Source organism: Microbispora rosea, from assembly GCF_044460045.1.
Lineage (GTDB): Bacteria > Actinomycetota > Actinomycetes > Streptosporangiales > Streptosporangiaceae > Microbispora > Microbispora rosea.
Map to the genome: position 1 here is coordinate 1363246 of NZ_JBITJO010000001.1, position 23451 is coordinate 1386696.

The window sequence follows — 23451 nt, forward strand, 5'->3', positions numbered from 1 at the left end:
CGTGTGTCCGGTGGTGTCCGGCCGTCAACGGCTCCCTACGGGTGATCGTGCCGAATACGTGCCGAAGTTTTCAGGGCTTCGTGGCGTCCAAGATCCGGCGCATGGCTTCGGTCTCCTGCCCGTGGATGCACTTGGCATAGACCCGTAGGAGCACGTCCACGCTGTGCCCTGCCCACTCGGCAACCTGGGGCGCCGGGACTCCCGCGTTAAGCCACGTGGACACGGCGGCGTGCCGCAGGGCGTACGGCACATCCATCAGGGGCGACGCGGCTTCTTCGGCTGAGAATGCCTTCCCACGAGCGTCATGGAAGACCTTGAGGTAGGCGCGATCGGTCATGAGCCCGCCCCGGGGTCCCACGAACACGCGCCCATCGGGGCCGGTGCCGTACGCCTTCAGGTGCGCCCGTAGCAGCGTGACCAGCTCCGGATGAATCGGGACCGATCTTGTCTCGCCTTCTGCCCGATGCTTGAGGGCGCGACGTTCCCTGGGCTGGCCGCTGTTGGTCCAGCGGCTCCCGGCGCGGGGCTCAGCGTTGGTCAGGCGCATCTCGCCCCAGCCGTCGTCAGGGAGGCTCACGAGATGTTCCCGGCGCAGGTCAACCGCCTCTTCCGGGCGTAGGGCGGCGTAGTACATGCAGCCGAAGAACGCCTCCATTCGCTCTCCCCGCTTGCTGTCCTTGCGCACCGCCATGAGGAACCGGCGAGCCTGTTCGATGTTGATCACGGTGCGAGGGTCCACGGTGGAAAGCGTTCGGGGCTTGGTCCACTTCACAGCCTTGAGCGGGTTGGCTGGCAGGGCTCCGATCTCCCGCGCGTATTCCATAGCGTTGTTGAGGACCATTCGCTTCCGGTTCGCAGTGTTCGCCGCGGCGAGCTTCCCGTCTTTCGTCCGGCTGATCCGATCGAGCACCGCGCGGGCCAGGGTGGCGCCCTTCCCCAGTTCGGTGAATGCGGCCAGAGCGATCGTGTGCTGATCCAACCAGCGCAAAGCGGCGGAGAGTTCTGCCGGCGCTTCTGCCTTGTCGCGAACGCGCGTGCTGTAGGACCAGCGGAGAGCGGCCCGGTATACGTCCCTATCCGGGGTCGCGTTCTCGCCTGTCAAGAGTGCTTCAGTGGCGTCTGTGAGGGCTTCCGCGATGCCCCGACGATGGTTGGGGGAAGCGTACGGCCATTTGGCGTCTACGTAGGCGAGGGTGAAGCTGTACCAGCTCAGGACCGTCTCTTGCCGCTTCCAGGAGATGGGGCGCCCGGTGGCGATGGCGAAAGCCTCACCCTTGCGAGCGGCGGTCATCAACTCGGAGCGGAAGGCGTCGGCCTGGGCGGCGTTCCGGAAGGGTTCCTTCCAGGACTTTCCTCCGGCGCTCCATCGGACGGTGTAGGAGGTCACTCGCTTGCCCTTGTAGACCTCGGTCTTATAGACGCGGACGTCGTATGTGATGTCCTTCATCAGTGGGCGTCCTCCAGGCTGTTGAGCCAGCGGTCGAAGTCGGCGCGGCGTATCCGTAGGTCGCCGTTGGGGAGTTTGAGGCAGCGGGGGGCGCGGCCCTTCTGGCGCCAGTCGTAGAAGGTTGAGCGGGAGATGCCGAGTTCGGCGCACAGCTCGGCTACGGTCAGGGGCTTGTTCGCGGTGGCGGTGGCCATGCTGGGCGTGTCCTTCCGGGTTCCGTGATCGGCTGTTGAGGTGGCCCCAGAGGTCGGGGGCAGGGAGCGCGAAAGGGTGCGTTGGCGCGGTTTTGAGGGGGGTAGCCGTCCCGGCCGTCCCAGGGTCATTTCCGCAGGTCAGCCCTGGGACGGCTTTTCGGGTGGGACGGCTCAAGCCGTCCCAGGGATCGGAGCCGTCCCGCTGTGACCTGGGCTGATGATGCTGGGACGGCCGGGACGGCTACCCCGCTCGAATGGGACCACGTCGCCCTCTGGGAGGGGTTCGAGGGTGGGGCAGTAGCGTGTCCAGGCGTCGGCGAAATCGACGCGGTGGTAGCCCTTGGCCTGGGTGCCGTCGGGGAAGCGGATGTTGCCTGATCGGATGTCGTATTCGCGCAGGATGACGCCGAGTTTCATAGCGGTGAGTCCGTTGGGTCCGTAGTCGGCCCAGGGTGCTTCGGGGTCGGCCTTGAGCCGTTCCAGTAGGACGGCGGTTGGTAGGGCTGTGTCGGTGCCGAACGCTGTGCGGCAGTCGGCCAGTAGCCGGACGCGGGTGGAGGGCTGGCCGTTGTCGTCGGCTTCGGCGGTCAGGGTCAGTACGGCGGCGCGGGCGCGCTCGGGCCAGTGGCCGCCGGCATGGTCGGCGACGACCACGAGGGGTTCCCAGGTGTCGGCGGCGCGGTCTTCGACAGGCATGGGCGGTTCGGCGCTTTCCAAGGTGTCGAGATCGGCGCGCAGCCAGGCGGACAGCTCCTGTGCGAGCTGGCGAAGGGCGGGCCGGTCGCGGCGGTGGCGGTAGGGCGCGACGGTTTCGCCCGGGCCGCGTCGGCGCATGCGGATGACGACGGCGCGGTCTTCGATGGTGTCGGGCATCGCGCCGATCCCCGCGAGAGCGGCCATAGCGAAGGTCGGGATGGACTCGACCCGGTTGCTGTTGGCGTCGTAACGCTTGGCGGGCCGGTTGCGCTGGTGTCCCGCATTCAGCAGCCCGCGCAGGTCCTCGTTGCCGTCTGCCTTGGGGCCGAAGATGGTGTCGGCCTCATCCACGAGCAGCGTTGGCGGGTCGTCGGTGATGGAGCGGTAGACGGCGGCCGGTGAGGAGTTGACGGTGATGAACGGGTCGTGGCAGGTGGCCTCGACGACGTCGAGCAGCCGGGACTTGCCGCAGCGCTTCTCGGGAGCGCGGATAACCAGGCGGGGAGCGTGCGGCCAGGCCGGTTGGGCGTGGGTGGCGGCGATCCACAAGACCACCGCATCGGCGGCCTCGGGGGTCGGCAGGATCACGTAGCGGGTAAGCGCGTCCAGCAGCGCGTCAAGCAGGGCGGCGCCACGGCGGGCGAGCTGAGGCATGGGATCGACTCCTGTTCCCAGGGGTGGGTGGCGGGTCATGCGGCGATGCTGCGGGGCCGTTTGGCGCCCGCACGCAGCCCGGATGCGGTGGTCAGGGCGGTTTCACGCTCGCTGAGCCCGGCGGCCATCCCTGCCTGTTTCAGCAGGGTTGTGACCTCCGGTTCGGGGAGTGCGCCCCCCGCGACGAGTTGGCCCAACGCGACGGCTGCCAGGTAGAGCGTGTGATTGCGCTGGCCCTCGGGCGCGGTGGTGACGTAGGCCAGCTGGCGGTCCAGCGCGGCCCGCAGGTAGGCGCCTTTGCGCCCCTCAGGCAGGGCAACGTGGACAGGCTGCCGCGGGGCCAGTGGCGGGGGCGAAAGGCGCTGAAACAGCCAGGAAGGCAGCGGGGCCGGGGCGGAAGGGTTGACGACCTCGTAGGTGCCGGCGCCGTCCGGCAGGTCCACGAAGCTGCCGGGGCCGACGACGTACCCGCCGTGCGCGCGGGTGTCGATCAGCCAGCCCAGCCCGTTGCCCTTGTCCCCGGACGTGTTGCCCAGGGCGGCCCCCTCGGGCGCGGTGAAGTACAGGTGCAGGCCGCCGCGCCGGGTGGTCACGGTGAAGGTGTCGAACGGCAGGGGTTGTCCCGCTTGCTCGCACACGACGGCGAGGACATCGGCGCCGTCGTTGACCCCCGGCAGGTCCCAGGGGGACGGGGGGCGAAGCCCCTCCTTCTTGGGGGTGTCGAGGTCGATCACCACCAGGCGGGAGGGGCCGCAGGCAATGCCGATGTTGTACGGCTGCCGCGCCCAGAATCGGCGGATGGCGTCCGGGTCGGTCGTCGCGTGGCGCTCCCACGCGGTGAGGCCCTTGAGCGGGACCTTTCCGCCCGGGGTGAGCGGGAAGACGTGCCAGCCGCGGGCAGCAGCAGCCAGCGCGTAGCGAGTCAAGGCGCTCACGCTGCACGCCCCGATCCGCCGCAGGCGCGGCAGGAGCGGTGCCGCCAGATCGGCGGGGTGACGCTGGCGGCGTCCCAAGTGGCGTCCGGGTGGGCGAGGATGGCCAGGCGCTCCCACCCGAGCGGGACGACGACGTGTGCGCGGTTGAGGATGGCGGGGGCGGCGGCCACAGCGAAGGTGCCGAGTCCGGCGATGCGTACCGAGTCGCCGGGGGCAAGCTCGGTGGTCGCCTTCACGGTCTGGGTGATTTCGTGTCCGGGCGGAAGCAGTGGCCGATTGGTGGTCGCAGGCATGGCGAAGTAGAGCCCTCTCGGGTCGTGGTGTGGATGCGTGACAGGTGCGGGTGTCACGGAAAGGGGCTGGGGATGGGAGTTACAGGTCAGCGGGGGTGTGACTGCGTGACAGCGGCCCCGTGACAGTCCCGTGACACGTGGCGTGAACGGGTGTGACAGGCGCGCGTGACAAGATCATTCGCGCGGGCGCGGCGCGTCCCACGCGCAGCCGCACGAGGGGGCGGGGCGGCCCGCCGTCACGGGAAGGGCCGCCCCGGGCGGGTCAGGCCGCGCGGTCGTATCCGTCGCGGTCGAGCGGGGACAGGTCGGTGATGATGTAGGCGCGGGCGCTGCCGGACTTGGTCACAGTCAAGACCCCACGGTCGGTCAGGTCGGACAGGACCTTGTAGATCCAGCCGCGCCCGTTGCCGGTCTTGTGCCGTACGGCGGTCAGCTCCTCATCGGTGGCGGTGAAGGTGCGCTTGCCGCTCTGGTGGCGCTGACGCAGCCAGCCGTAGACCAGGTCACGCGCTTGGGCCGGGTCCAGCTTCACCAGGGGGCCATCGGCCACCAGGGCATCGGCCTCTTCGGCAGTGGGCTCGTGGACGGCGTCGTCTGGGCCAGCGGACAGGGACGGGTCGGGGTCGTCGCTGGCGGCCAGGGCCGCGGTGACGACGTCCCCGGTAGCGCGCAACTGCTCCACCAGCCGGGGCGCGTTGCGGTCGTCAGCGGCCACCAGGACGGGCCGGGTGTCGCTGCCGGGGGCGGGCGGGCCGACGATGTCTTTGCGCTCCAGGGCTTCCAGCAGGCGCAGACAGTCCTGCCAAGCGATCCGCAGTCTGCGCTGCAGCATGCCGGGTGAGGCGTGCTGGGTGGCGATGACCAGCTCTGCGGCGTCGCCCAGCAGTTCGGCGAAGTTCGCGGCGAACTCCTCGTGCTCGTCCTGCGGGTCATACCCGCCGTCGGCCGGTGCCGGGATCGCGGCAGTGGCCGCCGCGCTGACGGCGGGGGCCGGTCCTGTGGGGCGGGCCAGGGCGGCGGTGAAGTCGTCCACCTGCTTGCTCCTCGCGGGGTAGGTGGCGGCGTGGGCGGCCATCGCGGCGCGGGCCTCACCGCTGTTGCGGCCCCAGGTGTAGGTCCGCAGCGGCATGGCGTAGTGGGTGGCGCGGATGCTGCGGGCGTCCAGGTAGGCCATGCCGGGGTAGTGGTCTTCCCACTCGTGCGGCACCACGTCGGCCTTCCGCTGCCGCGCGGACACGCCGTACTTGACGTCGTCGGGGTCGGACAGGCCGAAGCACATCTTGGCCATCTGGGACCGGAACAGGGTGGGGATCTGGGTGTAGTCGGCCCGCTGCAGCGACAGGATCACGCTCCCGCCGGCCGAACGCATCTCCTTGAGGATCTCCCCCAGCCGCTCCTCATCCTCAGCACTCAGCTCGTTGACGAGCTTGGCGATCTCCTCGATGTGCAGGTACCAGTAGGTCAGCCCGCACCCCGGCTCCCAATCGCTGTACCCGTGGTCGGCCAGCCACTTCGTGCGCTGGGGGATCGCCTCGTGCATGGCGCGGATCAGCTCCACCGCGCCGGCCTTGCCGGTCTCGAACCGGTGCAGCCCTTCCCGCAGCGGCCCCATGGTCTGGTCGTCCTTGGAGATGTCGATGGAGAACACCGCCGCGTCGTGACGGGTGATGATCTCCCCGATGATGTTCCACGCCCCGCCGATCGACTTGCCGGACCCGGTGCGGCCCATGACCTGCAGGTGGTGCCCGACGAACCGATACAGCACGTCGTCCCCGTCCTGGTAGAGCCCGATGCGCAGCGGCTTGTCGATGGACGCGCCGGGGTGGGACGGGCCGGGCCAGGGGATCGGCTGGCGGATGGCGCGGGGGTCGGAGACGGTGATGTGGGCGCGGTCGGCGCGGTCGTCGTCGCGGGCGACGATCACGCTGCCGGGCGGCAGTTGCATGCCCGACTCGATGCGGTCGGTGGCCTTGATGGCGTCGTCTGCGGTCTTCTCTCCGGGCGGGAGCTGCATCTGGCCCTTGACCTTGTGGTCGGTGACCTCGGTTGCCCGCACGCGGGCGCCCTTGAGACCGGCCTGTTCCCGGGCGCGGGCGAACAGCGTCCCGAGGGCGTCCCCGCCGTCGCTCTCGCCGTCGCCGCTGGTGTTGCGGATGACGGTGCGGATGTTCCACGACAGGGCCAGCGTGGCGCCGCCGAAGAACAGCGCCCCGTTCACGACCGGGGAGTGCAGACCGGTGATGGTGGCGGTGGTGAACCACGCGGACGCGGCGGCGGTGGTGGCGGTGGCGTGGATGCGGCCGATCAACCGCCGCTGGTGGGTGATGGCCCACGTCAGCGCCGTAAGTACCGTCGATCCGAGGGTGCAGCCGACTGCCGCCCACGTCACTGCCGGCGCCTGGCCCCACATGGCGTGGGAGATGGCCCCGGCGGCGGCTTCGACCCCGAGGATGGCCCACGGCGGGACCAGCACACCGACCTTGGACACGGCGGAAGCGGCCAGGCGGTCCATGGTCGCGTCCTGCACGAGCTGCAGGGACGGGGCGTTGCGTGCCATCACAGATCAACCTTCCCCTTGTACTCGCTGCGCTTGGTGTCGCGCTTTTCCATCGCTTCCAGGGCTTCCAGGAACTCCTGCCGAAACTGCAGGTTGAACTTGACCGCCTCCGCCGAGATCCCCTGGGCGATCTCGCGGGCTTCTCGCAAGTTGCGGGCCACGCGCCAGGCGCGGGCACGGATGTCGATGCCCATCAGCAGCGGGTGTCCCTTGAGCTGGCCCATCGCGGCTTCGGCGGCGGCTTCGGCGTGGTCGAGCTCGCGGGCCAGGTCGTGCGCGAATCGCTGGGTGGCCAGGGTGTAGGCGGCGATTTTCGCCGGTACCTTGCCGTGGAACTCGATGCTGGCGATCTCGTCCAGCCGTTGCTGTCCGGTCCCCACCAGGGGCCTCCCTTCGGTCAGTGGTTGGGCAAGAAGTGCTTGCGGTAGGAGCGGGGGAAGTCCTCGCCCCGTTCGGCCAGCGCGGCGGCCAGGTCCCGGGCGCGCTTGAGCCGCTTGGCCACCCGGCGGGCGCGGACCTTGGAGTCCAGGCCGAACAGCAGTGCACGGCCCTTCATGGTCGACATGGCGGCTTCGGCGTCCACGGCGGCGATCTCCAGTTCGACGCCCCACCGTTCCCCAAGAGCGGTCAACTGCTTGCCGTAGGCGTGGAACGCCTCGCCCAGGGAGCCGGTGAATTCGATCGTGGACAGTTCGGTGATGTTGCCTTTCATCAGCGCCATACCTCCTGATCGGTGTCGATGACCTCGGCGTTGATCACGCCGGGTTCGGTCACGCTGGATGCGCAGGTCCGGCACTCAGTAGCGATCAGCGCGGCCAGGCGGCGAACTCGGGGGATCAGCGGGGGCAGGCCAACCAGCGCGGTCAGCCACGCGTCGGCTGCGGTGACCAGCAGGACCAGCACGCACAGCAGCACGCGTAGAAGGGTGCGAACGCGGGACCAGGTGCCGGGCCGGGGCCGCTCGTGGGCGGCCCCGGGGACGCAGAGGGTTCTCACTGCATCTCCCGCAGCCGCGCACGGGAGCGGATGTCGTTGCGGCAGCAGGTCCAGCGGTGCTCGGACATGTGGGCGTGGATCTCCGCGACGACGCGCCGGCGGGTGATGACCATCCGGGCGAAGATGGCGATCAGGAAGGCCAGGCAGACGAAGGCGGTGAAGAAGAGAAGGAAGGTGAGCATGGCGGCGGGCTCCTTGGCCTAGTCGGCGGTGGGGTGGCTGAGGGCATCGCGGACCGCGCGGGCGTCGTCCATGCCGCACCGAAGGACCCGCTGCAGCCGGTAAGCGCTGGGCGCGTCGGGAAGGTCTCCGGTGGCGATGAGCGCCCGCGCCCGGTTGATCAGCCGGACCACCTCCGGACTCGGCACCATTACCGGATCATGGGCGTTTGCGCTGTACGTAAGACCGGTAAGCCGTCCGGTCCCGCTGTGGTCCAGGTCGGTGAACGCGGCCAAGATGATCGGCAGGGCGGTCACGACCGCGACCGCCACAATCGGCCCCAGGACGTGCAGCACCAACCGGGACACCGAGAAGGACTCCCCCTCGGGCAGCGCCCACGGCAGGTGCGGCCAGGCGTTCATACCGAGCGTCAGCCCCAGGAACAGCCATTCGATCCGGATCAGCTTGGGATCGCTGAGCGGCTGGCCGCGCGTGCCGAGGTAGGCGCGGGCGCCGACGACGACCAGCAGGGCCAGCGACATGAATGGCTCGACCAGCCAGGCGAACAGCCAGCCGGGCGACCACGACTGGGCGCCATCGGCGGCGAAGGACTGCACGCCCGCGGTTGACCAACCGAGCGCGAGAGTGAGCGAGACCAGGGCGGCGGCCACCAGGACGCGGCGCATCCGGCTCGCCTGCCAGGCGCGCATTGCGGGCTCGTGGGCCAGCTCGTGCAGCCGGGCGGCCTCGTGCGCCTTCTTCCGCCGCTTGCGAACCTTGTCCGTGTCCAGCAGGAGCGGGGCGTCGTCGTCCTGCAGACCGGCCAGCATGTGCGCCTCGGCCACCTCCGCGCGCAGGCGCTGCACGCGCCGGGTTTCCCCCGCCAGACTGTCCGCGTGCTGACCGCCCGCGACCGGACGGGGATCGGCGGGAGCGGTCGGGGTGGGTTGGGCCGTCTGGGCAAGGTGCCGCTCGATCTCGGCCAGCCCACGGGAGATGTCCTCCGGGCTCGGTTCGGGGTTGGGGTTGGGGGTGGTGGGGCTCATCAGGCCACCTCTTTCAGGTCGGCAGGGGTCTCCGCGCAGTCCAGGCAGGTGCCCAGGTGGCGGGGCAGGACGTAACCGGCGTCCCGGCGGCACTCGGGGCAGGTACGGCGGGCGGCGTTGGCCTTGGCCAGCGCCTCAAGCTGGGCGGGGGTCGCGGTCCGCTTGGGCAGGGCGAAGCGGACGTCGTAGAGGTAGGCGGCGCGGACGCCGGGGGCGCCGTGCCGGCGCGATGCCCAAAGGGTCTGTGCCTGCACGCCCTGCCCGCCGGGGCGCAGCCCGGCGGCGGTGAGCTGGCGAAGGGTCAGCAGGTGGGCGGGCGCCATCCGCCAGGGGTAGGTAGGGATGCCGTACCGGGAACCGGAGGGGTCCCAGAAGCGCGCGCGGATGCGGCTCACTCGTCTTCCCCCTTTCAGCAGTCGGCCGAAGCGCGGAAGCGGGTACGGCACGCCCGGCAGCCGGGGCGGCAGGTCGCCCCGTGGACGGGGCAGAGCTGGAGACGGCGGCCCGTGGAGGTCCCGCAGCGGCGGCAGCCGATGACGCTCGTGGAGCGCTGGCCGCAGTCGGAGCAACGGAAGCGGCGCATCAGGCCACCTCCGCCCGCGAGTCAAGGTCGCCGATCTCCTGGGCGGTCAGACCGGCCCACACGCCGACCTCAGGGCGCAGCCGCAGCGCACGGGCCAGGCACAGCGCACGGACCGGACAGTCCGCGCACAGCTCCTTGGCCACGTCCTCGCGCGCGGCCCGCTCATCGGCAGACTCCTCCGTGAAGATGTCCGGGCCGGTGTGCAGCTCAGGGTCGGCATCGCACAGCGCGTTCTCGGCCAGCTCCGCCGGCATGCCGCCGGTGAGCGAGTCGAGCAGACGCAGCGCGGGGTGAAGCGTCGTGAGACGGAGAGTTGGTGTACTCATCGGTGCACCCCGCACTGGCCCGTGCCCTCGCACACGCCGCACTGCTGCGTGGACGTCATCCAGCCGCCACCGCCGCAGCAGTGACAGGGGTCTCGGTGCACGTTGGTCGGGATGGACTGGTAGGTCATGATGGTGGTGCTCCTTCTGTGAGGGAGTCGAGAAGCGGCCTGTGTCTTGGCGGATGGAGGCCGCTTCTCTCTTGGGTGGATCAGCCGAGACGGCTCACGAACGTCACGAACGCGTCGGCGAGGACACCCACGCCGTGCATGGTCTTGACGGCTGCCTCAGCCGCCTTCTCCGGCTCGCGAACGATGAAGAAGATCGCGCAGCCCATGAGCAAGAGCGACAGGAAGCGGTGGCTCTTGGTGGGAAACATCCCGGGACTCCTTTCGGTGTCAGGTGGCGCCGCCTTGGTCCTGCGCTACTTCTAGCGCAACTATGAGCGCTAGAAGTAGCGCTGTCAATAGCGCAGGGGGTTGGTTACGCTTCGATCAGGTGGCTTCTACGTACGGACTCGGAGGGACACGTGGGCGACTGGCCCGCCGTGGCGAAGGTGATCAACGAACGCATGACGACGCTTGGCCTGACACAGAAGAGGCTTGCGGAGGTCTCCCGCGTCTCGACTGCCACGCTTCGGCAGATCCAGCAAGGACAGGACAAGAACCGTCAACCGGCTGTGCTGACGGCCATCTCCCGTGCGCTCGGCCTCCCTGACAACTACCTTCAGGAGGTAGCGGATAAGGGCCGGGCGCCTGCCGTCATGTCCGACGAGCCGGCCGCCGTTGCGGAACTCCGCGATCAGCTCGCAGACCTTCGCGAGCGGGTCGCAGCGATCGAGAGCCGCTTGGAGCTGATTCGCTCGGACTGACCGAGACTCTGTGACCGTCCTCACAACACCTAGGTTCGCGATCACATCACGTGGATTCCAGACGACGGGAAGGACACGGAGGGACACGCGTCATGTCCGTAGAGGGCAACCAGACGGCGAAACGCCTCGTGCCGAACAACGTGCTCATCGCAAAGCGCAAGGCCAAGGGGTGGAGTCGTCTTCGAGCAGCCCGTGAGCTTGAGCGCGCTGGCCTGCAACGCGGTCTTAGGGTCCCTGATGCCGACGCGATCGAGAAGGCGGTCTACCGGCACGAGACGGGGCGTACCGCCTGCCGTGACCAGCTCTACATCGAGCTGTACTGCCTGGTCTATGACGCGACCCCTCACGAATTGTTCGGTGACGTCGAGCCAACGACGCCGGCCGCTGACACCTTCGGGCTTCGCTCACACAAGTTCGTGTGCGCCTATATCGGGGCCGATCAAGCGGCGGATCTCGTGAAGCGCGGAATGGTCGAGCAGACCGAACCTCTCTGCGGGCTCGATTCCTATGCGAACTCCGGGGTTCCGGTAGATGGTGAATGTCGCCTGTATACATGGCCATTCGGCGTGGCGATTCTGCATCTCTGTGAAGAGATGAGATTTCCCGGCATCGCGAATCTGGCGACCTGGCGTCGAAGGTCGTACATACAGAATCTAGACTGGGCTTCCGGGTATCTCTCGGGACTCAACGGGAATCCGGTGGAAGCGTCCTACGTTCTGAGTCTCTATTGGCTCCATTCGCCTATGTGGTCCGGGCCTGACCTCGAAACAGCGGCACGCATCATGTCCACCCCTCGCGTCCTTTTAGAGCGCGATTCCGAAGAGAGTGAATCCTCCCTGGGGCATGCCGAACTAGTCGAACGTTCGTTATTCGCCGAAGGATTCGACCACTCGGAGATCATCCCATTCGGGCTCAAAGGAATCTCCGCCGGGTACGCCTCATGGTCCGGAGTCGTCTATTGCCCGCTGGCCCCACGCCGGGCTCTCGCCGAAGATGAGCTAGTGACCACCGAGTTGGCCACTCAAGCCATGTGGGCCTACTGTCAGCACATCAACGGGCAGATCGAACAGGGTAGAGACCCTGATGTTCCCGATCCGTACGGGTGGCGGTTCCTGCGGGGAGTGCGGTCCAGGTTGACCAATGCTCGCCCGCAGGAGACCGGACAGCACCGCTCCATGCGCACCGCCATACTGGATACGAGCGGCCTTATCGGCCACCTCACTCAAGCCATAGACATTCTCCGCGAGACCAGCGAGGGGTAAGCCCAGTGACCAGCAATTCAGCGGTGCTCGTTGTCGTTGACGTGCAGAACGGTTTCGTCCGCGAAGAGTCTGCACACGTAGTTCCCATTATTGCCGATCTAGTGCGACGCTGGCAGGAGTCCGGTGGGGACGTCGTATTCACCCGATACCTGAACTATGCGGGTAGCAACTTCGAGAAGCTTTTCAAATGGTCCAAGCTCATGACATCACCGGAAATCGACATCGTCCCCGAGCTTGCGCCGTATGCAGAAAAAGCGACGGCCATCCTAGACAAGACCACATACACCCTCTTCAACAAAGAGGGGACTGCCCTTGTCCGCGAGTACGGATGGACCGAAATCTATGTCTGCGGGATCGCCACGGAAAGCTGTGTGCTGAAGACGGCAGCAGACGCTTTCGAGCTTGACCTGACCCCCTGGCTCATTGAAGACGCGTCAGCCAGTCACGCCGGGCAGGTCGCTCATGATGCCGGCGTGCTCGTGACGGCCCGCTTCATCGGCCCCAACCAGGTCATCAAGGTAGGGGAGATTCCGACTTCTGTCCTGCCCGCTCCCGCGTCACAGTTGAGGGCTGGTCGTTGACTGGCCGTCCACGGTGTCACCTACATCGTCCCTGGATCCCGCTGGAAGTGTCCCCCGTGTCCCCCTGTCCCCGGATGCCGGGTGAGCTGGTAAAACTTGGATGATCAAGCTAACTGGTCTGCCCTGAATGGGCGACTGACGCAGCCGGCGGGTCAGGACAACATCCCTCCGCCGTCACCCTGACCTGCCTGGCCATCCTGATTAACGCTACGTATCGTCCGCTTCGATGGCGTAAGTCTCAGTACCCGATGGCGAGGGGCATTCATGGGGCTTCGGGCATGGCTCAAGGGGGACAAGGGCAGCGTCAACGGGCAGCACGCAGAACCACCGCCAGCCGTCCCGGCCGACGAGCCGCGGATGGCGACAGAGCTCGGCGACGCGCTGACGGCCTACTGGCGCACGGGACATTGGTTCGGCAGCGACAGCTTCATCGCATGGCTGATCAAACACGGCCACATCTCCGAGGCCGAATTCGCGCTCACTGAGGTCATGTTGGTCGCCCCCCGGAACAAAGACGTGTGGACAGACCTCCGCAGGCTCGAGAGGAACCTGAAGAAGCTGACAGGCCAGGCCGATCAGCGGCCCGACGCCCCGGTCGCCTGACAGCGACGATGACGACCGCTCGTAAGATCTGAGGTTCCCGGATGGCCGTTGTCGCGCCGGCAGGGGTGACGGGGTTTCGACGGCTCCACAGGGGCTCTGAAACTTGATCGTGCCGAACCTCTGCCGAGATTCCCGCCAAGACCATCGTTTATGCAGTTCAAAGTGTTTTCGCGGCGGGTCTGTAAAACCGTCGGCTCAGCCTACCCAGGTTCGAACCCTGGACCTGCCACCAGCAGGAAAAGTTGCCCCTGATCAGCAGAGATGCCGGTCGGGGGCTTCTTCGTTTCCTGATCCATGAGTACCCCTGATTCCCCCTGCACCCCGCAAGATATGGCACGGGTGTGGCACGCGATCAAGCCTGGAACCCGGCGCCGACGTGCACGTCTCGCCCCTCTGATCATCCCGTCTGCCTCGACCCACCGCGGAGCGGCAGCGGGCCGGGGATGGAGGCGCAAGCCCGTCTTCGCGACGCTCCTATGTGCAAGAGGTCTGGTGGGAGATACCTCATCGTTGCCTTGCGTGTGTTCGAGGAGGCCGTTACGAGTTCTCCTTGTCCGACGACAGAACTTGGAGTGCGGCATTGGCCGCGTGCAAGACGCTGAACCATGCGGGATGGTCGAGGTAGGCGTGGTCTGGGGCGGTGGGTCCAAGGTCATTGAGAACGCGAAGGAGGGCGTCAACCACGAGTTGCACGCGGTCGGCTTCTTGCTCGTCCCGGAAGAGTTGCGGGATCAGTGCTCGTGCGCCGGCTTGGTCGATGAAAGTGTCGTCGATCAGCCAGTGAACGGCGGCGGTGAGGTCTGGCCACTCGTGTCCTGATCGCCAGTGTCGCTCTTGATAGTCGCGGTCGCTGAGGGCTTGTAACGCGTTCAGAACGTCTTCACGTTGCTCTGGCCACTGAACCCGCCGTGACGCGGAGGCGTGTTCGTTCACGACGCCACGCTACTGAGGGACGGTACTTGGCAGGGGAAGCCTGGCGATATGTGACAAGACACCCCCTTGGGTCTACTCCGTGCCGGCCGGTGCTTCCTGGTTCCGGTGTCCGTTGTGGTCGTGGACGAGACCCCGATGCGGCCAGGGTCGTCGCCGAAGCGACCGCGGCGATCGGCGCCGAGGCGTTCGCCGCGCAGTTCGGCGCGGGTGCGGCGATGAGCCGCGAGGACGCGCTGACAACGATCGAGGCAGTCGTCAGCGGATCGTCGGTGGCCTGTCAGCGGGGTTTCCGAAGGTAGGGCCATGACGAACAAGCACACTTCCGTCCTCATCTCCGGCGCCAGCATCGCAGGACCCGCCCTCGCTTACTGGCTGGCCCGCTCGGGTGCCACGGTCACCGTTGTGGAGAAGGCCCCAGTCCTCCGCACCGGCGGCCAGGCCATCGACTTCAAGGGCGAGACCCACATGGAGCTCCTGCGCCGCATGGGCATCCTGGAGGAGATCCAGCGCCGCCAGACCGGGGGCACCGACCAGACGGTCATCGACTCGTACGGCAAGCGGATCACGGTCATGCCGGGCTGGTTCACCGGTGGCGACCTGGAGATTCTCCGCGGCGACCTGGCGGAGGTCCTCTACGAGCGCACTCGTGACACGTGCCAGTACATCTTCGGCGACTCGATCACCTCGCTGACCGAGACCGCCTCGGGCGTCCACGTGACGTTCGAAAGGGGTGCGCCCCGGACCTTCGACGTGGTCGTCGGCGCGGACGGCATCCACTCCAACGTGCGCCGCCTGGCCTTCGGCCCGGAGTCGAACTACGTCAAGAACATGGGCCACTACTACGCGCTGGTGGACGTGGAGCGTGTCGTGGACGAGCCGGTGATGTACAACGAGCCGGGCAGGCTCGTCTCCATCGGCGGCCCCAAGGCACCCGTCTTCTTCTGCTTCGCCTCGCCCGAGCTGACCTACGACCGCTACTCGGTGGCGGAGCAGAAGCAGATCCTGATCGACGCCTACCGCGGTATGGGCTGGCGGACACCCGAGATCCTGGCCAAGCTGGCCCGGGCGAAGGACGTCTACGTCGACACCATCGCCCAGGTCGCGATCGAGCGCTTCTCGAAGGGCCGGATCGTGCTGCTCGGGGACGCCGCCGCGGCCAACACCCTCGGCGGTGTCGGAACCGGCCTGGCCATGGTCGCCGCCTATGTGCTGGCGGGCGAGCTGAGCCAGGCCGACTACGGCACGGCCTTCGAGCGCTACGAGGAGACCATCCGCCCGTTCATCAAGGCCGCCGACAGCAACAACGCCGGCCCCTTCCTGGCACCGCGCAGTCGCAAGGGTCTGTGGCTGCGCAACCAGCTGTTCAAGCGGAGCTTCCTGCTCAGGTCGATGGCCAAGATGGGGGAGAAGATGGCCGGCGGCCACTTCGAGCTGCCCGGCTACACCTCCTTGAGCCGGCCGGCGTCCGCGACGAAGTCGGCTCCCGTCGTCGCCCCCGAACGCGGCGACGCGAGCCGTCCTAGGTGAGCCGGCAGAGCGTCCAGCAGCCGTCATGAGGCGACACGAGATTCGGCACCCACGGGCCGGGACTGCGAGCCACGGCAGCAATCTCCGGCCTGTTCAGGGCGGTCGGCGTGTCAGCAGAGGGCTGTGGATGCCTGCACGTCGTCGAGCGCTTGTCGTGCGATCTCGCTGAAGTCGGCGCCGGTGGTCGTCCGGCTCCAGCGTTCGAAGGCGATGGTGGAGGCGAGCGCGCCGAGTTCTGCGGCCACGCGAGCGGTCAGGTCGGGAACGCCGCGCCGTTTGAGCGCGTCGGTCATCGATGCGATGAGGGCGAGGTTCTTCAGCGCTTCGCGTTCTTGCAGCTCGGGGTTGGCGGCGATCACCGCCTGTCTGCGGGCGATGAATTCGCGGCGTGCGGGCGTGAAGACTTCTCTGCCGGCCGCGTCCAGCGCGTGAGCGACCGCCTCGAGTGGGGTGGCGGTTGCCGGCGCCGCGGCTATCGCCTCGGTGAGGAGCCCGTCCATCGCGCTGCCGCCGAAGAGCACTTCCCTCTTGTCCTGGAAGTGCCGGAAGAAGGTGCTCTTCCCCAGCCCCGCGCGCTGCGCGATGTCGATCACGGTGGTGTTCTCGTAGCCGCGCTCGGCGAACAGGTCCAGAGCGGCGTGAGCCAGCCGTTCTGCTGCGTTCGGTTCCCAGCGAGCCATGAGCACAGTGTACGGGACTTGGTCCCGTGAACTCATGCTACGGTGATGAGACCAAGTCCCATCACTTGCCTTAAGAGGAGTCCGCAATGAGCCGAGCTGTGGTCTACGAGACGTTCGGAGGCCCTGAAGTGCTGGAGCTGCGGGAGGTTCCCGAGCCGCACGCCGGCCCGGGTGAGGTCCGGGTACGCGTGACCGCCGCCGGGCTGAACCCGATGGACTGGGGCATCGCCTCGCGGCCGGAGGCGGCGGCGCGGTTCGGCATCACCGTGCCGTCCGGCTTCGGGTCCGACCTCGCCGGCGTGATCGACGAGGTGGGCGACGGCGCCACGGGCTTCGCCGTGGGCGACCGCGTTTACGGCGGCGCCCTGGGCAGGGCAATCGCCGACTTCGCGGTCGTCAGGCCCCCTGCCGATCCGCTGTGGCATACGCCGGAGGGCATCAGCGATCACGTGGCGAGCACGCTTCCGGTGGCCGGCCTGACTGCCGCCGCCGCCCTGGCGGCGATCGGCCTGGGCCCCGGCGACACCGTCCTGATCGGGGGAGCCGCCGGCGGCGTGGGTGTGTTCGCCGTGCAGCTCGCCGGGCTCGCCGGCGCCACCGTGATCGGGACCGCGTCGCCGGGCACGTTCGAGTTCCTGCGGCAGCTGGGCGCCGAACCGGTGGCCTACGGCGCAGGGCTGGCGGACCGGGTCCGGGCACTGGCGCCCGCTGGGGTGACCGCCGCGACCGACCTGTTCGGCACGGAGACGGCCGAGGCCGCGCTGGCGCTCGGCGTGGCGCCCGAGCGGATCTCCACGGTCGCCGCGGGCCCCAACTCTCCCGGCGGCGTACGTGCCACCGGCGCCATCGACGCACCGGCGGACGCCCTGAAGCAGATCACGGATGCGATCCTCGCCGGCGAGCTCACCGTTCCCATCGCCGCGGCATTCCCGGTCGAGAAGATCCGCGACGCCGTGACGCTGCAGGCCGGACGCCATGTCCACGGCAAGGTCGTGGTCACGCTGTGACCGCACCTGAAAGACCTCATGTGGAAGCGATGAAGGGATGACGACATGAAGCGGATCCAGTACCACCAGTACGGCGGGCCGGAAGTCATGCGGCTCGAAGACTTCGAGCCGGCACCGCTCGGCGCCGACGAGGTCCTTGTCCGGGTGCACGCGGCCGCGGCCAATCCGATGGACTTCGGGATCCGCGCCGGCCGCATGAAGCACGTGACCGGTAGGCGCTTTCCGCGCGCGATGGGTTATGACTTCTCGGGCGTCGTCGAAGCAGTCGGCGACCGCGTCACCCGGCTGCACGTCGGTGACGAAGTGCTCGGCGGGACGCCGATCAAGTCCGCGGGCGCGTTCGCCGATGTGGTCGTCGCTCAGGAGAAGGGCGTCGTCAGCAAACCCGAGAACCTCTCGTTCGAGGACGCCGCCGCGATCCCGACGGTCGGGATCACCGCCCTGCAGGCCCTGATCACGAAGGGAAGGCTGCAGCCGGGCCAGGCCGTGTTCGTGCACAGCTGCCTCGGCGGAGTCGGCCGCTCCGCCGTGCAGATCGCCCTCGCGCACCAGGCCACGGTCGCGGGCAGCTGCCGCGACAACGCCGAATCCGAAGCACGCGACCTCGGTATCGGCCCGGTCGTCGACTTCGGCTTCGACCCTGCCTCGCTCGCAAGACGATTCGATCTCGTCCTCATCGCTGCCGGCACGCTTCCGGTCAAGGCCGCGCGGACGATGCTCAAGCCCGGCGGCCGCATCATCAGCATCCTCCCCACCCCGTCGAACCTCGCGAGAAGTGTCCTGCCCGGGCCGTTCCACGTCCTGGTGGCCCAACCGATCACCGAAGACCTCGAAAATGTGGCCCGGGCCGCCGGCCAGGGAATCCTGCGGCTGCCGATCGCCCGCACCGTCCCGCTCTCGCAAGCCATCCCGGCGCTCACCGAACTCGAACAGAACGGCACGGCCAAGCGAGGCAAGCTGATCATCACGCCGTGAGCCCCGCCACCGGCTACCGGCCCGCGCCCCATACCGGGCCCTTCTGCCGCGGCAGGCATTTCCTGAGGCGCGGGCTCCGGTGCGCGGCGGGACCTGGCAGCACGCCGACACCGAAGACCCGCGCCCACCATCCGCTCAGTCGCAAGGAGAACCTGATGAGCCCTACCACCGTTGACGAGCAGCAGCGGCGGACGATCGAGCAGCAGTACGGTCGGCTCGGCCCGCACTCCGTCGAACTCATCGACGGAGTGATCGTCAAGGCCGATGACGGCGTCGAGCTCAAGGGCGTCCTGGCGCTCCCGGCAAGGAGCGACAAGGTGCCTGCCGTGCTCATCCGCTCGCCTTACAACCCCGCCTCCTTCAGGCCCGAAGTGGCCGCCTTCTACATGGGCGAAGTGATCGCTTGGGCGTCCCATGGATATGCCTGCCTCGTGCAGACCACGCGCACCACCACGTCGTACTTCGACGAAGCCGCCGACGGCTCCGCCACCGTTCGCTGGATGGAGGAGCAGCCGTGGTTCGACGGACGCCTCGGCCTCACCGGCGCCAGCTACCATGCGTTCAGCTCCTGGGCTACCGCTTCCACACGGCCCGCCAGTCTGAAGGCGATCGCCACCGCGATGTACAGCACGGACCGGGTCAGCTCCTGGTATCCCGGCGGCGGCTTCGCTCTCGAACTGGCCCTCAGCTGGACCGCCGTGCAGCAGGCGAACGGCTCCGAGGTCGGCGAGCACCCGTACGACCATCTGCCGCTCGACCAGGCGGACGTCGCCGCCACCGGAACCACCCTCGACTTCTACCAAGAGCGCCTGGCCCACGACGGCGAGGACCCGCACTGGCAGGCCCTGAACTTCGCCGAACTGCTGGACGACCCTCCGGCGCCGATCCTGCACATCGACGGCTGGTACGACTACCACCGCAGCTACTTCTGGCACGACTTCGAGCGCCTGAACCGGAACACCGGCGACGTGCCGTACCGCTTCGTCATCGGGCCATGGCCGCACGCCGTCCTCGACCCGCGCATCTCCATGGCCGAGAGGCTCGCCTGGTTCGACACCTACGTGCGTGGCGAAGGTGAGGACCGTTCCGGCGCCCTGCGTTACTACCGCACCGGCGTCGACGCCGGCTGGCACGAGCTCGACAAGTGGCAGGAACCCGAGACCACCGTCTTCTACGCGAGTTCCGACGAGCGATTGCTGGCCGCCCCCGGTGACCTGGCCAAGCGGGTGGAATGGACGTACGACCCGGCCGACCCCACCCCGTCCGTCGGGTTCCTCACCATCGGCGCCGGCGATGTCAGCGGCCTCTGGGACAGCGGCGCCCTCGAACGGCGGGCGGATGTGCGCGTCTTCACCAGTGCTCCGCTGCGGGAGCCGCTGGACCTGGCCGGCCGCGCCTTCGCCGCGACGACTTTCTATTCGGACGCGCCCAGCGCCGACCTGTTCCTGCGGGTTCTGGACGTCTACGAGAACGGGCAGGTGCAGAACGTCGCCGACGGCATCCTCCGCGTCACAGATCCCGGCCTCGGCGAAGGCGTACCCGTCGAGGTCGACCTCGGCCCCATCGGTCACCGCTTCGCGGCCGGCCACCGCCTTCGCCTCGTGGTGGCCAGCGGTGCCCACCCCTACTACAACCGCAACCTCGGCAACGGAGAGCCGACCGCGACGGCCACCCGGATCCGCATCGCTCATCAGGCAGTCGCCGTCGGCGGCGAAGACGGCCTGCGCATCACCTTTCCCCTGGCCCGATGACCTTGCGATCAGGGCCGGACGAGTGGGCTCCGGCGAGACCGTGCGCGGGCAGCCGGAGCGTGAAGGTCGAACCTTCGCCGACGACGCTGGTGGCGCCCAGCGACCCGCCGTGGGCCTCGGCGAGCTTGCGGGCGATGGGCAGGCCGAGCCCGCTGCCCCCGCTCCGCCTGCTGCGCGACTTCTCCACCCGCCAGAACCGTTCGAAGACCAGCGGGAGGTCGCCGGGCGCGATCCCGCTGCCGGTGTCGGAGACGTCGATCACCACGTCGCCGTCGGCGCGACGGGCGAGCACGCTCACGGTGCCGCCGGGCGGAGTGTGCCGTACGGCGTTCGAGACGAGGTTGCCCACCGCCTGGCGCAGCCGTACGGGGTCGGCGATCAACGGGAGGCGGCCGTCGGCCCGCGTCACCAGCGTGACGCCGGCCGCCGCCGCGCCGCCCCGGTGGGCGGTCGCGACCTGGGCCAGCAGGTCGGCCACGTCGACCGGCTCGGCGTGCACTCTCAGCTCGCCCGCGTCGGCCACCGCCAAGTCCTGGAGGTCGTCGATGACGCGCTGGAGCAGCAATGCCTCCTCCAGCAGCGACGACACGAGCTCAGGATCGGGGTCGGCGAGCCCGTCCTGGGCGGCCTCCAGCCAGCCGCGGATGTTGCTCAGCGGCGTCCGCAGCTCGTGGGCGACGTCGCCGACCATCGCCTTGCGCAGCTCTTCCAGCCGCTCGCGCCGCTCGGCCATGGCGTTGAAGGCCGCGGCGAGCCTGCCGATCTCGTCCTTCCCCCTGACCTCGACGCGGGCCGCGGGACCTTCCTCCATGTTCCGTACGGCGTCGGTGAGCGCCCGCAGGGGGCGGCTCAACCGGGTTCCGGCCATGACGCTGGCGGTCACGGTGATCAGCAGCACGAGGGCGGCGACGCCGGCGATGCGGGCCTGGTTCTCCGGCGACAGGTCGAAGGCGGTCTTCGACATGTCGCCGCCACCGCGGCTGCTGAGGAAGAGCAGCGCGGGCGGGGCGACGTACGGCGCGAGCTGCTCGCGGCGGCTGCTGGTGACGCATTCCGGGACGACGTTGCCGCGGGGGCCGTCGTCCGCCGCCGTCTGGGCGGGAACGGCCGCGGGCAACCGCGTCCAGGTGAAGTCGAGGTTGAGCCGCACGTGCGACTCGTGCCGCCGCTCCAGGCAGCTGTCGACGAGCTTCTGCAGCGCCGCGAGGGCCTTGGCCTCGGTGGCGGTCGGCCGGTCGAGGACGGTGCTCGGGCACCGGGTCTCGGAGTACGGGCGCGCGCCCCGGGTGTCGAGCACGGGCCGTCCGCTCGGGCTGTCGGCGATCGTGGCGACGGAGCCGAAGCCGCTGCGCAGGCAGGCGGCACGCCGTTCGGCGGCGACGCGCAGGGTGTCACGTTCCTTGCGCGGCAGCAGGAAGGGGCCCACGGCGCGCGGGTCGATGTGGTCGGTCCCGGCCGCCAGAAGCTCGCCCTGCGGCAGCGGCGCACCGGACACGGCCGTCAGGGACGAACCGGACGCGGCCGCCAGGACCGTGTCGACGTGCAGCGGGTCGATCGACGCGGTCGGCCGGGCGGGCAGCTTCGCGGGCGGCCCGGCGTCGGAGTCCACGAGTGGCACGCGCTGCTCCGTGGTGATCGTGACGCGGCGACCGGTGTCGCGCGCCAGCCGCCGCACGACCTCCCCCGCGCCGTCCCAGCCGGGGTGGGTGGCCGCGTAGCCGAGCAGGGTGTCGTACGTGCGGGCGTCGTCGGCGAGTGCCTGTCCCTGTTCCTGCCTGATCGCCACCGTGGTGCTCCGCGCGGTCAGCCAGGCCGTCGCCGCGATCGAGCAGACCGACACCAGCACGGACACCGCGAGCAGCCGCAGCAGCAGGCTGCGGTGCAGCGGCACGTCACCCCGCATCGCGTGGGTCCCGCCGGTCGTCGGCGAGCTTGTAGCCCACCCCGTAGACGGTGAGGAGCCGTACGGGACGGCGCGGCGTGGGCTCGATCTTCCGGCGGAGGTTCATCACGTGGACGTCCACGGTGCGCGAGGTGATGTAGCGGTCGAACCCGTGCAGCCGGGCGAGGATCTGCTCGCGGGTGAACACCCGCCCCGGCTGGGTGACGAGCAGCTCCAGCACCGCGAACTCGCCGGGGGTGCACTCGACGGGCACGCCGTCCACGCTGACCTCGTGGCGGTCCGGGTCCACGACCAGGGCGCCGGCCCTCAGCGCCGGCGCGGGCGACAGGGCCGGCGCGGCGACGGTGCGGGCGCGCCTGAGCAGCGTGCGGACGCGTGCCATCAGCTCGCGCGGGCTGTACGGCTTGGTCATGTAGTCGTCCGCGCCGAGGTCGAGGCCGAGCAGCAGGTCGTCCTCGGTGGAACGGGCGGTCAGCATCAGCACCGGGAGGTCCGACTCGGCGCGCAGGACGCGGCAGACGTCCAGTCCGTCGACCCTGGGCATCATCACGTCGAGCACCAGCAGGTCGGGGGCTCGCCGGCGTACCGACTCCAGGGCCGCGCGGCCGTCGTGGACGGCGACGACCTCGTGGCCCTCCCGCTCCAGGTAGCGGCGGATGAGCTCGGCCTGCTTCACGTCGTCCTCTGCGACCAGGACATATGCACCCACAGGTGGCGATACTAGGTCGGCCTGAGGACCATCTCGCCCCTGCTCATCTGCCGGCCAAAGGTTCCTGACAACTTCCTGACATTGCTCGGCCATCCTCTCCGGCATGAGCAACCGAACCGACCGGCGCGTGTCCGCACGGCACGCCACCGCACTGTCCTTCGCCGCCCTGGCCTGCGGCTTCCTCACCGCCTGCGGCACCGCCCAGGCGGCGGACGCCCCCGGCGCCCCCGCTCCCGTCTCGGCCGGCCACGTGTCGGCCCCCCGGCCGGCCGCGGCGCAGACCGAGTCCAAGCCCGCCCATGCCACGAAGTCCCGCCCGCAGCTGCGCCTGGACAGCTCCGAGGCCGAGGTGCGCAAGCTCCGCGAGGCGTACGCCGGCTGCCTGCGCGAGCACGGCATGCCGAGCAAGGGGACCTGGCCCAAGGCGGCGGAGAAGTCCGCGCGGGCCGCCTGCGAGCACCTGCGGCCGCTGCTGCCGCCGGAGCTCGACCCGGCCAAGAACCCGAACTACGCCAAGAGCGTCCGGATAGAGGCCAAGTGTCTGCAGGACCACGGCTTCGACGTCCACCTCGTCAAGGTGGACGGCCCCGCCAAGCTCGGCTGGCGGTACGGGAGCGTTCCCGGACCCGGCGTCGACATCTCCAAGATCCAGGATGACTGCCGTGTGAAGGCGTACGGCGGCGGCCGCGCGCTCCGGCCCGGCCCGCAGTAACAACCCGGCGCGGGGCGGCGGGCGGCACCGCTTCGGGTAGCGCCCGCCGCCCCG

At 69.1% G+C, this 23451-nt stretch carries 28 protein-coding genes; 9 read left to right on the forward strand and 19 right to left on the reverse strand.

Annotated elements, in window-relative coordinates; all coding sequences use genetic code 11:
• Positions 1 to 70: 70 nt before the first annotated feature.
• From ACIBK1_RS06700 to ACIBK1_RS06770, 15 genes are all read right to left on the reverse strand, one after another.
• On the reverse strand, positions 71 to 1447 hold the full coding sequence (locus ACIBK1_RS06700) for a tyrosine-type recombinase/integrase (protein WP_396732868.1): 1377 nt from the start codon (positions 1445 to 1447) through the stop codon (positions 71 to 73).
• Complete coding sequence (locus tag ACIBK1_RS06705; RefSeq protein WP_183544922.1) at positions 1447 to 1641, reverse strand: helix-turn-helix transcriptional regulator; 195 nt, start codon at positions 1639 to 1641, stop codon at positions 1447 to 1449. The genes ACIBK1_RS06700 and ACIBK1_RS06705 overlap by 1 nt, the downstream gene beginning before the upstream one ends.
• A gap of 171 nt (positions 1642 to 1812) precedes the next feature.
• Complete coding sequence (locus tag ACIBK1_RS06710; RefSeq protein ID WP_396732872.1) at positions 1813 to 2991, reverse strand: DUF3631 domain-containing protein; 1179 nt, start codon at positions 2989 to 2991, stop codon at positions 1813 to 1815.
• Between the two features lie 35 nt (positions 2992 to 3026).
• The gene (locus ACIBK1_RS06715; protein WP_396732875.1) at positions 3027 to 3926 is read right to left on the reverse strand and encodes a bifunctional DNA primase/polymerase; all 900 of its coding nucleotides are present in this window, start codon (positions 3924 to 3926) and stop codon (positions 3027 to 3029) included.
• On the reverse strand, positions 3923 to 4162 hold the full coding sequence (locus ACIBK1_RS06720; protein ID WP_396732878.1) for a hypothetical protein: 240 nt from the start codon (positions 4160 to 4162) through the stop codon (positions 3923 to 3925). The genes ACIBK1_RS06715 and ACIBK1_RS06720 overlap by 4 nt, the downstream gene beginning before the upstream one ends.
• A 319-nt stretch (positions 4163 to 4481) precedes the next feature.
• Positions 4482 to 6776 carry a DNA translocase FtsK gene (locus tag ACIBK1_RS06725; RefSeq protein WP_396732881.1) on the reverse strand — a complete coding sequence of 765 codons (2295 nt, stop codon included), beginning with the start codon at positions 6774 to 6776 and terminating at the stop codon, positions 4482 to 4484.
• Entirely contained in the window at positions 6776 to 7156 is a 381-nt protein-coding gene (locus ACIBK1_RS06730; protein ID WP_396732884.1) for a hypothetical protein, read from the reverse strand. The genes ACIBK1_RS06725 and ACIBK1_RS06730 overlap by 1 nt, the downstream gene beginning before the upstream one ends.
• 17 nt (positions 7157 to 7173) lie before the next feature.
• On the reverse strand, positions 7174 to 7497 hold the full coding sequence (locus ACIBK1_RS06735; RefSeq protein ID WP_396732887.1) for a hypothetical protein: 324 nt from the start codon (positions 7495 to 7497) through the stop codon (positions 7174 to 7176).
• On the reverse strand, positions 7488 to 7691 hold the full coding sequence (locus ACIBK1_RS06740; protein WP_396732890.1) for a hypothetical protein: 204 nt from the start codon (positions 7689 to 7691) through the stop codon (positions 7488 to 7490). The genes ACIBK1_RS06735 and ACIBK1_RS06740 overlap by 10 nt, the downstream gene beginning before the upstream one ends.
• A 77-nt stretch (positions 7692 to 7768) precedes the next feature.
• On the reverse strand, positions 7769 to 7954 hold the full coding sequence (locus ACIBK1_RS06745) for a hypothetical protein (protein ID WP_396732893.1): 186 nt from the start codon (positions 7952 to 7954) through the stop codon (positions 7769 to 7771).
• Between the two features lie 18 nt (positions 7955 to 7972).
• Positions 7973 to 8977, reverse strand: a complete 1005-nt coding sequence (locus ACIBK1_RS06750) for a hypothetical protein (RefSeq protein ID WP_396732895.1) — start codon at positions 8975 to 8977, stop codon at positions 7973 to 7975.
• The gene (locus ACIBK1_RS06755) at positions 8977 to 9372 is read right to left on the reverse strand and encodes an RRQRL motif-containing zinc-binding protein (protein ID WP_396732897.1); all 396 of its coding nucleotides are present in this window, start codon (positions 9370 to 9372) and stop codon (positions 8977 to 8979) included. The genes ACIBK1_RS06750 and ACIBK1_RS06755 overlap by 1 nt, the downstream gene beginning before the upstream one ends.
• A gap of 187 nt (positions 9373 to 9559) precedes the next feature.
• Positions 9560 to 9886: a WhiB family transcriptional regulator gene (locus ACIBK1_RS06760; protein ID WP_396732899.1), complete on the reverse strand. Its 327-nt coding sequence runs from the start codon at positions 9884 to 9886 to the stop codon at positions 9560 to 9562.
• A complete protein-coding gene (locus tag ACIBK1_RS06765; protein ID WP_396732902.1) occupies positions 9883 to 10014 on the reverse strand; it encodes a hypothetical protein in 132 nt (43 codons plus the stop codon). The genes ACIBK1_RS06760 and ACIBK1_RS06765 overlap by 4 nt, the downstream gene beginning before the upstream one ends.
• An 80-nt stretch (positions 10015 to 10094) precedes the next feature.
• A complete protein-coding gene (locus ACIBK1_RS06770) occupies positions 10095 to 10262 on the reverse strand; it encodes a hypothetical protein (RefSeq protein ID WP_396732905.1) in 168 nt (55 codons plus the stop codon).
• Between the two features lie 150 nt (positions 10263 to 10412).
• Here ACIBK1_RS06770 and ACIBK1_RS06775 point away from each other — a divergent pair, with 150 nt between their 5' ends.
• The 4 genes from ACIBK1_RS06775 (at position 10413) to ACIBK1_RS06790 (ending at position 13200) form a co-directional block, all read left to right on the forward strand.
• Positions 10413 to 10754, forward strand: coding sequence for a helix-turn-helix domain-containing protein (locus ACIBK1_RS06775; protein ID WP_396732908.1), 342 nt, complete (start codon positions 10413 to 10415; stop codon positions 10752 to 10754).
• A 92-nt stretch (positions 10755 to 10846) separates the two neighbouring features.
• Positions 10847 to 12016 carry a hypothetical protein gene (locus tag ACIBK1_RS06780; RefSeq protein ID WP_396732911.1) on the forward strand — a complete coding sequence of 390 codons (1170 nt, stop codon included), beginning with the start codon at positions 10847 to 10849 and terminating at the stop codon, positions 12014 to 12016.
• A gap of 5 nt (positions 12017 to 12021) precedes the next feature.
• Positions 12022 to 12597, forward strand: a complete 576-nt coding sequence (locus tag ACIBK1_RS06785) for an isochorismatase family cysteine hydrolase (protein ID WP_396732913.1) — start codon at positions 12022 to 12024, stop codon at positions 12595 to 12597.
• 264 nt (positions 12598 to 12861) lie between these two features.
• Positions 12862 to 13200: a hypothetical protein gene (locus ACIBK1_RS06790; protein ID WP_396732916.1), complete on the forward strand. Its 339-nt coding sequence runs from the start codon at positions 12862 to 12864 to the stop codon at positions 13198 to 13200.
• A gap of 537 nt (positions 13201 to 13737) precedes the next feature.
• On the opposite strand, the gene ACIBK1_RS06795 is transcribed toward ACIBK1_RS06790, so the two are convergent.
• Entirely contained in the window at positions 13738 to 14133 is a 396-nt protein-coding gene (locus ACIBK1_RS06795) for an SCO4402 family protein (RefSeq protein WP_396732919.1), read from the reverse strand.
• Between the two features lie 303 nt (positions 14134 to 14436).
• Between ACIBK1_RS06795 and ACIBK1_RS06800 the strand changes: the two genes are divergently transcribed.
• Positions 14437 to 15660, forward strand: a complete 1224-nt coding sequence (locus ACIBK1_RS06800) for an FAD-dependent monooxygenase (protein WP_396732922.1) — start codon at positions 14437 to 14439, stop codon at positions 15658 to 15660.
• A gap of 110 nt (positions 15661 to 15770) precedes the next feature.
• Here the strand turns inward: ACIBK1_RS06800 and ACIBK1_RS06805 are convergent, their stop codons facing one another.
• Complete coding sequence (locus ACIBK1_RS06805) at positions 15771 to 16340, reverse strand: TetR/AcrR family transcriptional regulator (protein WP_357315600.1); 570 nt, start codon at positions 16338 to 16340, stop codon at positions 15771 to 15773.
• 86 nt (positions 16341 to 16426) lie between these two features.
• Here ACIBK1_RS06805 and ACIBK1_RS06810 point away from each other — a divergent pair, with 86 nt between their 5' ends.
• The 3 genes from ACIBK1_RS06810 (at position 16427) to ACIBK1_RS06820 (ending at position 20073) form a co-directional block, all read left to right on the forward strand.
• Positions 16427 to 17347 (forward strand): NADP-dependent oxidoreductase, encoded by a 921-nt coding sequence (locus ACIBK1_RS06810; protein ID WP_396732926.1) that lies wholly within the window; start codon positions 16427 to 16429, stop codon positions 17345 to 17347.
• A gap of 45 nt (positions 17348 to 17392) precedes the next feature.
• Positions 17393 to 18322 (forward strand): NADP-dependent oxidoreductase, encoded by a 930-nt coding sequence (locus tag ACIBK1_RS06815; protein ID WP_030510061.1) that lies wholly within the window; start codon positions 17393 to 17395, stop codon positions 18320 to 18322.
• Positions 18323 to 18477: 155 nt separating this feature from the next.
• Complete coding sequence (locus ACIBK1_RS06820) at positions 18478 to 20073, forward strand: CocE/NonD family hydrolase (protein ID WP_396732930.1); 1596 nt, start codon at positions 18478 to 18480, stop codon at positions 20071 to 20073.
• On the opposite strand, the gene ACIBK1_RS06825 is transcribed toward ACIBK1_RS06820, so the two are convergent.
• Entirely contained in the window at positions 20051 to 21976 is a 1926-nt protein-coding gene (locus ACIBK1_RS06825; RefSeq protein WP_396732933.1) for a HAMP domain-containing sensor histidine kinase, read from the reverse strand. The genes ACIBK1_RS06820 and ACIBK1_RS06825 overlap by 23 nt on opposite strands.
• Positions 21966 to 22685 (reverse strand): response regulator transcription factor, encoded by a 720-nt coding sequence (locus ACIBK1_RS06830; RefSeq protein ID WP_357328495.1) that lies wholly within the window; start codon positions 22683 to 22685, stop codon positions 21966 to 21968. Before ACIBK1_RS06830 ends, ACIBK1_RS06825 begins: the two co-directional genes overlap by 11 nt.
• 103 nt (positions 22686 to 22788) lie before the next feature.
• Here ACIBK1_RS06830 and ACIBK1_RS06835 point away from each other — a divergent pair, with 103 nt between their 5' ends.
• Positions 22789 to 23397 (forward strand): hypothetical protein, encoded by a 609-nt coding sequence (locus tag ACIBK1_RS06835; protein WP_396732936.1) that lies wholly within the window; start codon positions 22789 to 22791, stop codon positions 23395 to 23397.
• Positions 23398 to 23451 lie beyond the last annotated feature (54 nt).

Bases quoted from the DNA above. Each gene is read 5' to 3' on its own strand.
- ACIBK1_RS06700 (WP_396732868.1), bottom strand. From the start codon at position 1,447: ATGAAGGACATCACATACGACGTCCGCGTCTATAAGACCGAGGTCTAC.
- ACIBK1_RS06705 (WP_183544922.1), bottom strand. From the start codon at position 1,641: ATGGCCACCGCCACCGCGAACAAGCCCCTGACCGTAGCCGAGCTGTGC.
- ACIBK1_RS06710 (WP_396732872.1), bottom strand. From the start codon at position 2,991: ATGCCTCAGCTCGCCCGCCGTGGCGCCGCCCTGCTTGACGCGCTGCTG.
- ACIBK1_RS06725 (WP_396732881.1), bottom strand. From the start codon at position 6,776: ATGGCACGCAACGCCCCGTCCCTGCAGCTCGTGCAGGACGCGACCATG.
- ACIBK1_RS06735 (WP_396732887.1), bottom strand. From the start codon at position 7,497: ATGGCGCTGATGAAAGGCAACATCACCGAACTGTCCACGATCGAATTC.
- ACIBK1_RS06745 (WP_396732893.1), bottom strand. From the start codon at position 7,954: ATGCTCACCTTCCTTCTCTTCTTCACCGCCTTCGTCTGCCTGGCCTTC.
- ACIBK1_RS06750 (WP_396732895.1), bottom strand. From the start codon at position 8,977: ATGAGCCCCACCACCCCCAACCCCAACCCCGAACCGAGCCCGGAGGAC.
- ACIBK1_RS06760 (WP_396732899.1), bottom strand. From the start codon at position 9,886: ATGAGTACACCAACTCTCCGTCTCACGACGCTTCACCCCGCGCTGCGT.
- ACIBK1_RS06765 (WP_396732902.1), bottom strand. From the start codon at position 10,014: ATGACCTACCAGTCCATCCCGACCAACGTGCACCGAGACCCCTGTCAC.
- ACIBK1_RS06770 (WP_396732905.1), bottom strand. From the start codon at position 10,262: ATGTTTCCCACCAAGAGCCACCGCTTCCTGTCGCTCTTGCTCATGGGC.
- ACIBK1_RS06780 (WP_396732911.1), top strand. From the start codon at position 10,847: ATGTCCGTAGAGGGCAACCAGACGGCGAAACGCCTCGTGCCGAACAAC.
- ACIBK1_RS06790 (WP_396732916.1), top strand. From the start codon at position 12,862: ATGGGGCTTCGGGCATGGCTCAAGGGGGACAAGGGCAGCGTCAACGGG.
- ACIBK1_RS06800 (WP_396732922.1), top strand. From the start codon at position 14,437: ATGACGAACAAGCACACTTCCGTCCTCATCTCCGGCGCCAGCATCGCA.
- ACIBK1_RS06805 (WP_357315600.1), bottom strand. From the start codon at position 16,340: ATGGCTCGCTGGGAACCGAACGCAGCAGAACGGCTGGCTCACGCCGCT.
- ACIBK1_RS06810 (WP_396732926.1), top strand. From the start codon at position 16,427: ATGAGCCGAGCTGTGGTCTACGAGACGTTCGGAGGCCCTGAAGTGCTG.
- ACIBK1_RS06815 (WP_030510061.1), top strand. From the start codon at position 17,393: ATGAAGCGGATCCAGTACCACCAGTACGGCGGGCCGGAAGTCATGCGG.
- ACIBK1_RS06820 (WP_396732930.1), top strand. From the start codon at position 18,478: ATGAGCCCTACCACCGTTGACGAGCAGCAGCGGCGGACGATCGAGCAG.
- ACIBK1_RS06825 (WP_396732933.1), bottom strand. From the start codon at position 21,976: ATGCGGGGTGACGTGCCGCTGCACCGCAGCCTGCTGCTGCGGCTGCTC.
- ACIBK1_RS06835 (WP_396732936.1), top strand. From the start codon at position 22,789: ATGAGCAACCGAACCGACCGGCGCGTGTCCGCACGGCACGCCACCGCA.